At 71.4% G+C, this 14,680-nt stretch carries 9 protein-coding genes; 6 read left to right on the plus strand and 3 right to left on the minus strand.

Annotated features, from left to right (window positions below; all coding sequences use genetic code 11):
- Positions 1-22 precede the first annotated feature (22 nt).
- A complete protein-coding gene (locus tag ACZ7C5_RS01215) occupies positions 23-1,600 on the minus strand; it encodes a glycosyltransferase family 87 protein (protein ID WP_401081022.1) in 1,578 nt (525 codons plus the stop codon).
- Between the two features lie 256 nt (positions 1,601-1,856).
- A complete protein-coding gene (locus tag ACZ7C5_RS01220; protein ID WP_470321667.1) occupies positions 1,857-4,355 on the minus strand; it encodes a transglycosylase domain-containing protein in 2,499 nt (832 codons plus the stop codon).
- Positions 4,356-4,873: 518 nt separating this feature from the next.
- Here ACZ7C5_RS01220 and ACZ7C5_RS01225 point away from each other — a divergent pair.
- The 5 genes from ACZ7C5_RS01225 to ACZ7C5_RS01245 all read left to right on the plus strand — a co-directional run bounded on the left by ACZ7C5_RS01225 (position 4,874) and on the right by ACZ7C5_RS01245 (position 10,225).
- A complete protein-coding gene (locus tag ACZ7C5_RS01225; protein WP_401081028.1) occupies positions 4,874-5,575 on the plus strand; it encodes a PadR family transcriptional regulator in 702 nt (233 codons plus the stop codon).
- Between the two features lie 126 nt (positions 5,576-5,701).
- On the plus strand, positions 5,702-6,784 hold the full coding sequence (locus ACZ7C5_RS01230; RefSeq protein ID WP_401081031.1) for an inositol-3-phosphate synthase: 1,083 nt from the start codon (positions 5,702-5,704) through the stop codon (positions 6,782-6,784).
- 335 nt (positions 6,785-7,119) lie between these two features.
- Positions 7,120-8,379 (plus strand): MFS transporter, encoded by a 1,260-nt coding sequence (locus ACZ7C5_RS01235; RefSeq protein WP_470321872.1) that lies wholly within the window; start codon positions 7,120-7,122, stop codon positions 8,377-8,379.
- Positions 8,380-8,486: 107 nt separating this feature from the next.
- A complete protein-coding gene (locus ACZ7C5_RS01240) occupies positions 8,487-9,152 on the plus strand; it encodes an LppU/SCO3897 family protein (protein WP_470321668.1) in 666 nt (221 codons plus the stop codon).
- 32 nt (positions 9,153-9,184) lie between these two features.
- Positions 9,185-10,225, plus strand: coding sequence for an LppU/SCO3897 family protein (locus tag ACZ7C5_RS01245; protein WP_401081036.1), 1,041 nt, complete (start codon positions 9,185-9,187; stop codon positions 10,223-10,225).
- A gap of 90 nt (positions 10,226-10,315) precedes the next feature.
- Here the strand turns inward: ACZ7C5_RS01245 and ACZ7C5_RS01250 are convergent, their stop codons facing one another.
- On the minus strand, positions 10,316-11,740 hold the full coding sequence (locus tag ACZ7C5_RS01250) for a CCA tRNA nucleotidyltransferase (protein WP_470321873.1): 1,425 nt from the start codon (positions 11,738-11,740) through the stop codon (positions 10,316-10,318).
- 375 nt (positions 11,741-12,115) lie between these two features.
- Between ACZ7C5_RS01250 and ACZ7C5_RS01255 the strand changes: the two genes are divergently transcribed.
- Entirely contained in the window at positions 12,116-14,674 is a 2,559-nt protein-coding gene (locus tag ACZ7C5_RS01255; RefSeq protein ID WP_470321669.1) for a DUF6049 family protein, read from the plus strand.
- Positions 14,675-14,680: the final 6 nt, after the last annotated feature.

Below are 14,680 nucleotides of genomic sequence, written 5' to 3' on the forward strand. Positions count from 1 at the left end.
CCCCTGAGCCGCTGAGGCGCCGCTACGGCTTCTCGGCCGGCTCCGGCAGTTCGGGCTCGTTCAGCCACTGCTCGGGGCCGGCCGGCGCGTACCCGGCGTAGCTCTCCTCCTCGCGCAGCCGGCGGGCGGTGCCCAGCACGAACACGTCCGGGGCGTGGTCCAGCACCCCGCCCGAGGGGTCGTCGCTGCCGTCCCAGCGGACCGGGTCGTGGTCCGGGTCGAGGGCGTCGCGGACCACCATGACGACCAGGTAGAGCGTGCCGAGCAGGTGCAGCGCGACCGCGAAGTGGTACCAGCCCTCGCCGAGCCCGTGCTGCTTGGAGCCGGTGACGAAGCCCAGGTGGGACCAGATGCCCAGGGTGTAGAGCACCTCGCAGGCCTGCCAGATCAGGAAGTCCCGCCAGCGCGGCCGGGCCAGCACCGCGAGCGGCAGCAGCCAGAGCGCGTACTGCGGCGAGTACACCTTGTTGGCCAGCACGAACAGCGCGACGACCAGGAAGGCCAGCTGCGCGAAGCGCGGCCGGCGCGGGGCCGAGAGGCCGAGCCACGCTATGGCCAGGCAGCCCAGCACCATCAGCACGCCGATGTAGAGGTCGAGGTCGGCCAGCCCGGCGCCGCGGCTCTGCATCAGGATCAGCCAGAACGAGCCGTAGTCCTCGCCGCGGTGCTTGCTGAACACGTAGAAGGTCGACCAGCCCTGCCAGTTGGCCATCATGATCGGCAGGTTGACCAGCAGCCAGGAGCCGACCGCCCCGCCCAGCGCCAGCCGGAACTCGCGCCACCTGCCGGACCGCCAGCAGAGCACCAGCAGCGGGCCGAGCAGCAGCAGCGGATAGAGCTTGGCGGCGGTGGCCAGACCGATGAAGACGCCGGCCCAGCCCGGCCGGGCGCCGGACCACCAGGCCATCGCGACGGCGGCCAGGGCGACCGCGAGCAGGTCCCAGTTGACGGTGCCGTTGAGCAGCAGGACGGGGGCGAGCGCGAACAGCAGCGCGTCCCACGGACGGCGCCGGTGGGTACGCGAGAGCGCCACCGCGGCGACCACCGCGCAGGCCATCAGCATCCCGGCGTTGATCGCCCAGAACCACTGCTCCTGGCTCTGCTGGTCCCCGCCGCCGGGCGTCAGCCAGGCCGCGACCTGCATGAACAGGCCGGTCAGCACCGGGTACTCGAGGTACTGGAGGTCCCCCGAGGAGCCCGGGATGCGGTCCACGTACGGGTGCAGCCCGGCCGCGAAGCCGCGTCCGGAGAACAGGTGCGGGATGTCGCTGTAGCAGGCGTGCACGTACTGCGGCGAGCCCGGCTGGAACCAGGCCTGCTCGTAGCAGGGCAGCTTCTGCACCATGCCGAGCACCGAGACCACGATCACCGCGAGTGCCAGGAAGCGCGCCGGGATCCACCAGGAGACGCCGAGCAGGGCCCGGCGCCCGGGGGGCCCGCCGAACAGCTCGCTGCCCGCCGCCGCCACCGGATCCTCGTCGGCCGGGACGACCACGGTGTCGGCCGACGGCGCGGCCGTGGCGACGGCTGCCGGGGTGGGCCCTGCGGCGGCGCCGGACCCGACCGGGCCGGCGGTTTCGTCACGATCGCTCGACGTCATGCCGGACATCCTGCCGCACCGGTCCCGCTGGGACGAGGAGGACCCCGCAACGGTCTGCATGCCGGACGGCGGGCGGGTTCGCCAATCGTGACGAAACGGCCATGACGGTGGCGGCGCCGCTGCCGGGGAGCCGTGGTGCCCGTGCGGGAGGAACGGCGGCGCCCGTAAGGAACACGGCGGCGCCCGGACGGAAAACGGCGGTGGCGGCCCTCCGAGGAGGACCGCCACCGCCGTTCCGGGTTCCGCCGGGCAGCGGCTACTCCCCGCCCGCTCCGCCCAGAAGGCCGCCGGTGCTGCTCGGCGTCGGCCTGCCGCCGCCGGTCGGCTTGCCGCCGCCGGTGCCACCGCTGCCGTTGCCGCCGCCAGGCGGGGTGCTGTCCCCGGGCGTCGGGGTCGTCGGGCAGCCGACGGGCGGCAGGCACGTGTTGCTCGGGTTCGGTGCCTTGCTCGTCGTGTGGGGCGCCGGCTGGTCGCCGGGGCAGTCCACGCCCGGCACGCAGGTCGGGGTGGTGGGCTGCTGCGGCTGCACCGGCGGCTGCGGCGCCTGCGACTGGGTCTGCTGCGGCGGGGCCGACGGGGCCTCGGTCGTGGGCGGGGGCGTCGTCGGGGTGAACGTGGACGGCGCACCGGAGGAGTCCACCGCGGTGCCGACCGGCTGCGGGGTCGGGAAGTCCATCTTCTTCTCGTTGGCCAGCGCGGCCTTCATGTACCGGGTGAAGACGTCGGTCGGGATGTCACCACCGTGGATGGACTCCTTGCCGCCGGTGCCGTTGAGCGACTGCCGCTCGTGCTTGCTCGGGTCCTCGCGCCACATCGCGACGCTGGTCACCAGCTGCGGGGTGTAGCCGACCCACCAGGCCGACTTGTTCTGGTCGGTGGTACCGGTCTTCCCGGCCACCGGGCGGCCCAGCTCCTTCGTCTTCTTGCCGGTACCGTTCACCGCCACGTTCACCAGCGAGTCGGTGACGTTGTCCGCGACGGCCGGCTCCAGCGCGACCTTGAGCTCCTTCTTGCCGAAGCCCGGGCGCTCCACGCCGCTCACCTCGACCTTGGTGACCGAGTACGGCTCGGCCTCCTTGCCGCTGGCCGCCAGGGTGCCGTAGGCGGTGGCCATCCGGATCGGGCTGATGGTGGAGGTGCCGAGCGGGAAGGTCGCCGTCTTCGGGTCGGCGAGGCTGTCCTTCTTGACGCCCATCTGCACCGCGATGTCGGCCACGTTCTGGCCGCCGACGTCCTGGTTGAGCTGGACGAAGGGCACGTTGTACGAGTACTGCATGGCCTGCCGCAGCGAGACGTAGCCGCGCTTGCCCGAGTCCTCGTTCTTCTGCCGGTACGGCTTGCCGTCGTCGCCGATCACCAGCGAGCCGTCCGGCTTGCGGATCTCGGACATGTCGTCGGCCAGGTAGCGGCTGTCGGAGTTGATCCGCTTCGGCTTGCCCTTGTCGTCCTTCGCCGTCTGCACGCCGACCTGCATCGCGGTGGCCAGCACGAAGGGCTTGAAGGTCGAGCCGACCTGGACGCCGGTGGCGTCGGCGTTGTTGTCGAAGTGGCCGTTCTCCACGCCGTCGCCGCCGTAGAGGGCGATGATCGCGCCGTCTCCGGGACGGATGCTCGCGGAGCCGAACTGGATGTTGGTGTCGTTGTTCGGCCGCTTCGCCGGGTCGAGGTTCTCCGACTTGACGTCGTCGACCGCCTTCTTCAGGGCGTCGACCTTGTCCTTCTCGAAGGTGGTGTAGATCTTCAGGCCGCCCCGGTCGATCATCTGCTGGGTGATCGTCTTGTCGGTGGCCAGCACGTACTTGTTGGCGGTGTCGACCAGGTAGCTGATCTCACCGTTCATGTTGGAGCTGGGCTTCTGCGGGAGCGGGGCGGGGAACGTGGTGCACTTGGCCCGTTCCTCCGGGGTGATGGCCTTGGTGTCCACCATCTGATCCAGGATCCAGTTCCACCGGCCCTGGGCCCGTTCCTTGTTGTCCGGGTTGGTGGGGTCGTAGTACGTCGCACCCTTGAGCAGCCCGGCCAGCATGGCGCTCTGGCAGATGTCCAGGTCCTTGGCGTCCACCCCGTAGTACGCCTGGGCGGCCGCCTGGGCACCGTTCGCACCGCGGCCGAACCAGCTGGTGTTGAGGTACCCGGTGAGGATCTCGCTCTTCTCCTTGTCCTGGTTGATCTTCAGCGTGATGAAGAACTCCCTCACCTTGCGGCTGAGGGTCTGTTCCTGGCTCAGGTAGGCGTTCTTCACGTACTGCTGGGTGATCGTCGAGGCGCCCTGGGTCTCACCGCCCTTCGCCATGTTGTAGACGGCGCGGAGCATGCCCTTGGGGTCGATGCCGCTGTCGGTCTCGAAGGTCTTGTTCTCCGCGGCGATGACGGCGTGCTGGAGGTGCGGGCTGATGTCCTTGAGCTCGACGATCTGACGGTTGGTCTGGCCCTTGCGGGTCATCTCCGTGTTGTCGGCCCAGTAGTAGATGGTGTTCTGGTCCTTCACCAGCTCGTTCAGCTTCGGGACATCGGTGGTCTGGTACAGGTAGAACACCAGGCCGACGAAGCAGCCGAAGACCAGCAGGACGCCGCTCAGCCACTGCCGCCAGGAGGGCAGCCAGCGCCGGACGCCGGTCTTGCCGAACCGCGGGTAGTCGATGAACCGCTTCTTGCCGGGGCCGGCGGCCGCGGCGGCGGAGCCCGCGGCGGCACCGCGCCCGGGACCGCCCTTGCCCTTCTTCTGGGCGGCCTTGCGCATCTCCGCACGGGTCATCCGGGGCTGCTGTGCGGTCTCCCTGACCCCCGGGGGGCGCCCCCGGCCGACGCCGTCCGAGCGCAGCTCGTCGGGCCCCGGCCCCCCGCCTTGACGGCCTCCGCCGCCCGGGGGCTGCTGCCCGTCACCGCCCGGGTTGGGCGTCCTTCGCCGTCGCTCGCTCATCTTCCAGCCACTCCTCGCCAGGCGTTTCCAGCCTGAAGGCAGGGTTCACGTCCGATGCCCGCCAACCGCCCTGATCCCGGAGGTGGTCCTCGTGCACACGCGACAGCGTACGCAGCACGGATATACAACTAATCGGACATCAGTTGCCAATGCCCTCAAAACGGCAACAGATCATTACACGCCCGTTGCCAATGCCGTCCGCGCGTCGGCTTGTGATCACGTTCACGCGCGCCCCCCTTGCCCGTTCCGGGGGTCGGGTTTACTGTTCTCGATATATCGAGCCGATACATCGAAGCGGAATACCGCCGGATGCAGCGGCCGGACCGAGGCCGAGAGGGAGGAGGACGACGGCAGTGGGCAGACGCTCAGGAGTGCTGGAGTTCGCCGTCCTCGGCCTGCTCCACGACGCCCCGATGCACGGCTACGAGCTGCGCAAGCGCCTCAACATCCTGCTCGGGACGTTCCGCGCACTCTCCTACGGGACGCTGTACCCCTGCCTGAAGAACCTGGTCGCCCAGGGCTTCCTGGTCGAGGACAACCCGGACGTCGAGTACGTCCCGGCCACCGCCCTCAACGGCAAGCGGTCCAAGATCGTCTACCGGCTCTCCGCCGAGGGGAAGCAGCGCTTCGAGGAACTGCTCGCCGACTCCGGCCCGGACGCCTGGGAGGACGAGCACTTCGGCGTGCACTTCGCGTTCTTCGGCCAGACCGACCGGGCCGTGCGGATGCGCGTCCTGGAGGGGCGCCGCAGCCGGCTGGAGGAGCGGCTGGAGCGGATGCGCAACTCGCTGGCCCGCGCCCGTGAGCGGTTCGACGACTACACCGTCGAACTCCAGCGGCACGGACTGGAGTCGGTGGAGCGTGAGGTCCGCTGGCTCAACGAGCTGATCGAGACCGAGCGGTCCAACCGCACCGGCCGGACCGGTCCCGACACCGGTGGCGACCCCGCCGCCGGTCCCCACAAGACTTCGGACGGCCGTGGCCGGGAAGCCGGGTCCACGGACCCGTCCGGGCCACCGTACGACCGCCCGGGGCGCTCCGCCGAGGAGCGCTGACACCGCGCCAGCCCTGTGCCGCGCGGCAGGATCGGGCGCCTCGCGCCCGTACATGCAGTCATCGAAGAAGCAGGACGAGTTCCGCCTACCCCGGCGGTCCTCATGAGATCACAGGGAGCAACCGGAATGGGTTCGGTTCGCGTAGCCATCGTGGGCGTGGGCAACTGCGCCGCGTCGCTGGTGCAGGGTGTCGAGTACTACAAGGACGCCGACCCGGCCGGCAAGGTCCCCGGGCTGATGCACGTCCAGTTCGGTGACTACCACGTCCGTGACGTGGAGTTCGTCGCCGCCTTCGACGTCGACGCCAAGAAGGTCGGCTTCGACCTGGCCGACGCCATCGGCAACAGCGAGAACAACACCATCAAGATCTGCGACGTCCCGCCGACCGGCGTGACCGTCCAGCGCGGCCACACCCTCGACGGCCTGGGCAAGTACTACCTGGAGACCATCGAGGAGTCGGACGAGGCGCCGGTCGACGTCGTCCAGGTCCTCAAGGACCAGCAGGTCGACGTCCTGGTCTGCTACCTGCCCGTCGGTTCCGAGGACGCGGCCAAGTTCTACGCCCAGTGCGCCATCGACGCCAAGGTCGGCTTCGTGAACGCCCTGCCGGTGTTCATCGCGGGCACCAAGGAGTGGGCGGACAAGTTCACCGAGGCCGGCGTGCCGATCGTCGGTGACGACATCAAGTCGCAGGTCGGCGCGACCATCACGCACCGCGTGATGGCCAAGCTGTTCGAGGACCGCGGTGTCATCCTCGAGCGCACCATGCAGCTGAACGTCGGCGGCAACATGGACTTCAAGAACATGCTCGAGCGCGAGCGCCTGGAGTCCAAGAAGATCTCCAAGACCCAGGCCGTCACCTCGCAGATCCGCGACCGCGAGCTGGGTGCCAGGAACGTCCACATCGGTCCCTCGGACTACGTGGCCTGGCTGGACGACCGCAAGTGGGCCTACGTCCGCCTGGAGGGCAAGGCCTTCGGCGACGTCCCGCTGAACCTGGAGTACAAGCTGGAGGTCTGGGACTCCCCGAACTCCGCCGGTGTCATCATCGACGCCCTGCGTGCCGCGAAGATCGCCAAGGACCGCGGCATCGGCGGCCCGATCCTCTCGGCCTCCTCGTACTTCATGAAGTCCCCGCCGGTCCAGTACTTCGACGACGAGGCCCGCGAGAACGTCGAGAAGTTCATCCGCGGCGAGGTCGAGCGCTGAGCATCGCGAAGTTCGCGACTGTCGAGCACGGTGCGCTGAGCATCGCGAAGTTCGCGACTGTCGAACACGGTGCGCCGAGTCTCACGAAGTTCGCGACTGTCGAACACGGTGCGCCGAGTCTCACGAAGTTCGCGACTGTCGAACACGGTGCGCCGAGCTGACCGCTCGTAGCCCGGCAGAAGAGCCCGCGGTCTCCGGATCGCGGGCTCTTCACGTTTTCGAGGCCAATGTTTCACGTGAAACGGCGACCGGTTCCATGGCACCCTGGGCGGGTGGCGATCACCGAGAACGGCAGCACCCACCGGTCCGCACACCGGGCCACGCTCCTCGGCCTGATGCAGGGTCGCGACTTCCGGCGGCTGCTGACCGCCCGGGTGCTCTCCCAGCTCTCGGACGGCGTCTTCCAGGTCTCGCTCGCCGCGTACGTGGTCTTCTCCCCCGAGAAGCAGTCCTCCCCCGCCGACATCGCCTCGGTGCTGGCCGTGATGCTGCTGCCGTTCTCGGTGATCGGCCCGTTCGCCGGTGTGCTGCTCGACCGCTGGCGCCGCCGTCAGGTGCTCTACTTCGGCAACCTGGCCCGCTTCGGACTGGGCCTGGGCACCGGTGCGCTGCTGCTGGCGGAGGCGCCGACCTGGCTGTTCTTCGCCTCGGCCCTGCTGGTCACCGCGCTCAACCGGTTCATCCTGGCCGGCCTGTCCGCCGCCCTGCCCAGGGTCGTGGAGCAGGACCAGCTGGTCACCGCCAACGCCCTCTCCCCCACCCTCGGCACGGTCGCCGCCGCCTCGGGCGGGGGCATCGGCTTCCTGCTGCACCAGCTGATGGCGCCCGGCCCGAAGGCCGACGCCGCCCTGGTCACGGTGGCCGCGCTGCTCTACCTGGCGGCCGCCCTGGCCGCCCGGCGGATGGACCGCGACCTGCTCGGCCCCGATCAGCACGGGGACCGCCCCGCGCTCGGCCAGGCGCTGGTCCGGGCCGCCGTCGAACTCGGCGCCGCCGTGCGCCACCTGGTCCGGGACTGCCGGCCCGCCGTGCACGCGCTGGCCGCCGTCACCGCGGCCCGGTTCTGCTACGGCGTGCTGATCGTGGTCGTGGTGATGCTCGCCCGGTACACCTTCAACGACCCGACCGACAGCGCGGCCGGGCTGGTCACCCTCGGCCAGGCGGTCGGCCTGTCCGCCGCCGGGTTCTTCGTCGCCGCGGTGGTCAGCCCCTGGTGCACCCGCCGGCTGGGCCTGGCCGGGTGGATGACGGCCTGCCTGGTCGCCCCCATGGTCTTCGTCCCGGCGCTCGGCCTGAGCTTCACGCTGGTGCCCTGCCTGATCGCCGCCCTGCTGCTCGGGGTGGTCACCCAGGGCACCAAGATCTGCGCCGACACGGCGGTGCAGGAGTCGGTCGAGGACGAGTTCCGCGGCCGGGTCTTCGCCATCTACGACGTGCTGTTCAACGTCGCCTTCGTGGCCGCCGCCCTGGTCACCGCGCTGGTGCTGCCGCTGTCCGGCCGCTCCGTCACGGTGGTCGTCGGGGTCGCCGGGGTATACGCCCTGACGGCGGTCCTCTACCTGGGCGCCGCCCGCCGGAGCCCGCTCCCCCAGTGACCAGGCCTCCTGAGCCCCCTCGGGGGCTCGGGCCGACGGCGTCCGACCGACTCGCTAAGGTACTCAACCTGTCGGAACGACAGAATTCCGTCTCGGGGGACGAACTGATGAACACACCGCCGAATCCGTACGCCCAGCCGGCACCACCCCCGGCGGGCCCGCCCGGCGCACCGGCGTACGGCGCACCGGCGTACGGGGCACCCGTTCCGCCGCCGGCCGCGCCGTACGGGCCGCCGCCGGCCTACGGGCAGCCGGCGCCGCCGCCACCGGCCTACGGACAACAGCCGTACGGGCAGCAGCCATACGGACATCCCCCCTACGGGCAGCCGGCCCCCGGACCGTACGGGCAGCAGCCGCCCCCCGGGCCGTACGTCCCCCCGCAGTCCGCCCCCGCGGCGCCGCCCGCGCCGCCCGCCAAGCGCGGCCTCCGCTCCAAGCTGCGGATCTTCGGGGTGGTCGGCGGCTGCCTGGCGCTGGCGGTGAGCTACTTCGTCGCCGGGCCGAGCGTCAGCAGCGCCAAGCCGGGCGACTGCGTGCAGGCGAGCGGATCCCGTGACGTCGAGATCGTCAAGTGCACTGACCCCAAAGCGAATTACCGCGTGCTGGCGAAGTTCGAGGGCACCACCGACGTGACCCGCTGCAAGCAGACGCAGCAGACCGCGAGCACGGTGTCGGGCAAGAGCGGCCGCCGCTGGAACAAGAAGCGGTACGTGCTCTGCCTGGGCTCGCTGACGCCCGCCACCACCGGCGTCCCGCCGGTGAAGAAGTCCTGACCTCTTCCGCCACTCCTTCCCGGGGGACCACCTTGTCCGTTCCGCCTCCGCCCCAGATGCCGTACGGCCCGCCACCGGGCGACGGCAACCCGTACGCCTCCGGCGGCTCCTACGGCGCTCCGCCACCGCCGCCACCGCCCCCCGGGTACGGCTACCCGAGCCCCCCGCCGCCGCCCGGGCCGCCGTACGGCGGCCCGCCGCAGGACGGTTACGGCTACGGGTACCCGCCGCCACCGCCCCCGATGGACGGCACCACCTGCCGGTTCTGCGGCGGCTACCCGGCGGTGAACGCCACCGTCCGCGGCCACCAGGGCCTGATCATCGCCTTCCGGATGCTGCGGATGACCGGCCCGTTCTGCCGCACCTGCGGCACGGCGACGGTGCGCGACATGTCGGCCCGGACGCTGGTCCAGGGCTGGTGGAGCCTGGTGTCCTGGCTGCTGACCCCGATCACGCTGCTGCTGAACCTCGGCCCGCACAACAGGTTCAAGCGGCTGCCGCACCCCGTCCCCGGCAGCCACGGCCCGCAGCTGGACCCGGGCGTCCCGCTGACCAGCCGGCCGCACATCGCGATGCTGCTGGTGCCGGTCTCGCTGGCGGTCGCCCTGACGCTGGCCGCCACCGGGGTGCTCGGCCCGAAGAAGGACGGCCCGGTCGCCGACCCGACGCCGTCCCCCACCCTGCTGACGTTCTCGCCCACCCCGCTGCCGACGCCGACCCTCACGCTCCCGCCGCCGGCCTTCCCCTCGCCGACCTTCACGGTGCCGACGCCGACCCTCACGCTCCCGCCGGTCACCACCCCGACCGACTCGGACTCCAAGGTCGACTCGGCCGGTGTCGGTGACTGCCTGCGCAACGCGAACGGCACCAGCGAGACCACCGACACCCACCCGAAGATCACCGTGGTGCCCTGCACGGACGCCAAGGCGCAGTACAAGATCGTCTACAAGTACCTCGCCACCTCCGACGAGAAGTCCTGCGAGAAGCAGCCGAAGTCGGACAGCTGGTACACCAGCAAGCACCCCAACCTCCCGGTCCTCGACTACGTGCTCTGCCTGAAGCAGGTCAAGTAGCCGGAACCGGACGAGGGGTGGCCCCGGCCGAGCGCCGGGGCCACCCCTCGTGTCGTGTCCGCAGCCGTCCCCGGAGGTCCGGAGCCGGGCTCAGCCCTGCTGCCCCGCCCACCAGTCCCGCAGCGCCGAGACCGCCTCGTCGTGCTCCATCGGGCCGTGCTCCAGCCGGAGTTCGAGCATGTGCTTGTACGCCTTGCCGACCTGCGGGCCCGGCGTGAGGCCGAGCAGCTCCATGATCTGGTTGCCGTCCAGCGCCGGGCGGACGGCGTCCAGCTCCTCCCGCTCCCGCAGCTCAGCGATCCGGGTCTCCAGGCCGTCGTAGGTGCGCGAGAGGGCGGTGGCCTTCTTCCTGTTGCGGGTGGTGCAGTCCGAGCGGGTCAGCTTGTGCAGGCGCTCCAGCAGCGGACCGGCGTCGGTGACGTAGCGGCGCACCGCGGAGTCGGTCCACTCGCCGCCGCCGTAGCCGTGGAAGCGCAGGTGCAGCTCGACCAGGCGCGACACGTCCTCGATGAGCTCCTTGGAGTACTTGAGCTCGCGCATCCGCTTGCGGGTCATCTTGGCGCCGACCACCTCGTGGTGGTGGAAGGAGACCCGGCCGTCCGACTCGAAGCGGCGGGTGCGCGGCTTGCCGATGTCGTGCAGCAGCGCGGCCAGCCGCAGGATGAGGTCGGGACCGTCCTGCTCCAGGGCGACGGCCTGCTCCAGGACGGTCAGCGAGTGCTCGTAGACGTCCTTGTGCCGGTGGTGCTCGTCCCGCTCCAGCCGCAGCGCGGGCAGCTCGGGCAGCACGTACCCGGCCAGGCCGGTGTCGACCAGCAGCCGCAGGCCCTTGACCGGGTGCTCGGCCAGCAGCAGCTTGTTCAGCTCGGCCTGGACCCGCTCGGCGGAGACGATGGTGATCCGCTCGGCCATCGTGGCCATCGCGGCGACCACGTCGGGCGCCGGGTCGAAGTCGAGCTGGGCGGCGAAGCGGGCGGCCCGCATCATCCGCAGCGGGTCGTCGGAGAAGGACTCCTCGGGGGTGGCGGGGGTGCGCAGCACCCGGGCCTCCAGGTCGTCCAGGCCGTGGTGCGGGTCGACGAAGCCGCGGCCGGGCAGGTCGACGGCCATCGCGTTGACCGTGAAGTCCCGGCGGACCAGGTCCTCCTCGATGGTCTCGCCGTAGGTCACCTCGGGCTTGCGCGAGGTGCGGTCGTACGCCTCGGAGCGGTAGGTGGTGATCTCGATCAGGAAGGAGCCCTCGGGGGTGTCCTTGCGGGCGCCGACGGTGCCGAAGGCGATGCCGACGTCCCAGACCGCGTCCGCCCAGCCCTTGACCAGCTTGAGCACCTGCTGCGGGCGGGCGTCGGTGGTGAAGTCCAGGTCGTTGCCGAGCCGGCCGAGCAGCGCGTCCCGGACGGACCCGCCGACCAGCGCCAGCCGGTGACCGGCCGCCTGGAACCGGCGGGCGATCTCGTCGGCGACCGGCGACACCCGCAGCAGCTCTTGGAGGCCGAGGGTCTGGGCCTCGCTCAGGCCTGGTACGGCCTGGACGGCGGTGCTGGAACGGTCGGTGCGCGCGGTGGGCTCATTGGCAGTGGACACGGCTCACAAGGGTACGTGCCCCGACAGGTCAACCGCCCGCGCGTTTTGGGCGTCTCACCCCACAGCCCGCAACACTGCACCCCAGGCCGCATCGTTACCATGCCGGTGGACGAGTCTCGGGCACCGGACGGGGGATGCGGTGTCGCGTGCTGCCCCCGTCCGCGGAATCCCCGCGGCAGCGGGGCGGCGACGGCGTCGGACGAAGAGTTCCAGAAGAGTTCCAGAAGTGTGAAGCGAAGACCGTCGGGCGGACCGCGCCGGACGGCATCGGCAGCGAATCGATCGAGAACGGCGAGGGCGAAGCGAGTGAGTGAGCCGGCACGGCACTCGGGCCTGGGAGCGCACCGACAGCCTGGACGGGCCGAGCGCCCCGCCGAGGGGCGCCATCCGGCCCGTCGGGCCCGCCGGGCGGGCCTGCGCCTGGCCGCCGCCTGCGCGGCCGCCCTGACCCTCTTCACGGCCTCCCCGGCCGGCGCGCTGCCCGCCGGCGGCAACGCCAGGCCGGCCTCCGACTCCTCCGTCACTGCCGAGTACCCGGTGGTGATGACCATCGACGCGCTGAGCCCGCAGGTGGCCGTCCCGAACGGCATCGTGACGATCTCCGGAAACGTCACCAACGCCGGCAAGACGGCGGTCAAGGGCGCCCACGCGGCCGTCCGCAAGCCGTACTCCCTCAAGCCGCTGGACCGGCGCAGCGATCTGGCCAACGTGGCCGGCCGCTCGGTGCCGGACTCGAAGGACGGCGTCGAGCTGGACAGCCCGCAGTACGCCCTGCCGGAGCTGAACCCGGGGCAGAGCCAGCCGTACACCCTGAGCGTCGCGGTGAGCGACCTCGGGCTCTCCACGAGCGGCGCGTACGAGCTGGCGGTGGACGCCTGGGGCGGGACCGCCGACAACCCGCGCGACCGCGCCCTGGGCATCGCCAGGACCTTCCTGCCGTACAACGCGGGCGCCGAGGCGCAGCCCACGAAGGTCACCACGCTCTGGCCGCTGGTGCACCCGCCGGTGATGGCCGCGCAGACCTTCGCCGAGTCCGACCAGAGCATCCCGGTGCTGCGTGACGACAGCCTGGCCGCCGAGTTCGCCCCCGGCGGCCGGCTGTACGAGCTGGTCGACACCGGCGCCAGGCTGAACGGCCTGACCTGGGTGATCGACCCGGACCTGCTGGACACCGCGCTCGCGATGACCAAGCCCTACAAGGTGCAGAAGCCGGGCACCGAGGACAGCGGCAAGTCGGCCAAGGAGGACAACGTCGTCCAGGGCACCGGCTCGGCCGCCGCCGCGGCCTGGCTGGACAAACTGCGGGCCGCCGTCGCCAGGCAGGGCCACCAGGTGGTCTCGCTGCCGTACGCCGACCCGGACCTCGCCTCGATCGCGCACAACGGCGCCGACCTGACCGGGATGACCGTCGCGCTGGGCAAGGCGGCCACGGCCGGCCGGCTGACCGTCGAGGGCCGGCTCGCCGTGGACACCCGCTCCGACGTCGCCTGGCCGTTCCAGGGCTACCTCGACCAGCAGGTCGCCGCCCTCGCCCAGCAGTCGGGCAGCGGGCTGGTGCTGGTCAACGGCGGGAGCATGCCGGAGTCCGACGCGCTCACCTACACCCCGACCGCGGTCCGCCCGATCGGCAACGGGCAGACCGCCGTGGTGGCCGACGAGACCGTCTCCGCGCTCTTCGAGAAGGACCTCGGCAGCCCGCAGGCGCAGACCGAGGCGACCCAGCGCTTCCTCGCCGAGACCTTCGCGATCACCCACGAGCAGCCGCAGAACCAGCGCGCGCTGCTGGTGATGCCGCCGCGCGAGCTGAGCGCCGCCAACGCCAAGGCGCTGGCGAACGCCCTCCAGACCGCGGACGGCAAGTGGATCTCCTCGGTCAAGCTGGACACGGTCGCCCAGTCCGCGGCCGACCCGAAGGCCAACACCGCCGTCCCCGCGGCCACCGACTACCCGCCCCAGACCCGGGCCTCCGAACTCTCGGCGGCCGACCTGAGCAGCACCGACGACATCCAGCACGACCTGGACACCCTGATGCGGGTGCTCACCCTGCCGCAGCGGGTGCGCGGTCCGTTCAGCGCCGCGATGGTCCGCTCGCTGTCCACCGAGTGGCGCGGGCAGCCGACGGCCGGGAACAGCTACCGCACCGGCGTCACGAAGTACCTGAAGGAACTGACCGAAGCCGTCCAGGTGCCGAAGAAGAACAGGGTCACCCTGGCCGGCGACACCGGTCTGCTCCAGGTCAGCGTCCGCAACGACCTGACCCAGACGGTCACCAACCTGAAGCTGGTGCTCACCTCGGCCCAGCCGAACAGGCTGCGGGTGAGCCGGGAGGAGCAGCTGGTCCTCCCGGCCTCGCAGAGCGTGACCATCCGCTTCAACGCCGAGGCGCACAGCAACGGGGAGGTCGCGATGATCGCCCAGCTGTGGACCACCGGCCCCGACTCCCGGCCGTACGGCGAGCCGCAGCCGTTCCGAGTGGACGTCACCTCGGTGACCAACGGCGTGCTGTACGTCTTCGCGGGCGCCGGCGTCCTGCTGCTGCTGGCCGCGCTGCGCTTCGTGCGCCAGCGCAAGCGGCGCGGCGGGCAGCAGCACGAGGACGGCGACCAGCCGGTCGGGGACGGCCCGGCGGCGGGCGGCCCGACGGGCGGCGCCGCGGCGGACGCGACAGGCCCGGCCTCGGGCCCGGCGGCGGACACCGCGGAGGGCGCGGAACGGGATTCCGGGCAGGATCCCGCCGGGCCCCCCGCACCGGAGGGGACCGGTGGGACGGACGACACCGCTGGTGGCGGTCCCGCACAGACACCGCGCGGCAGCAGCCCGGATGGCCGGGATCGGGCCGCCGGTGATGAGAAGGTTGGTCCTTGATACCGC

The sequence above is a fragment of the Kitasatospora sp. NPDC036993 genome (genome assembly GCF_055607525.1).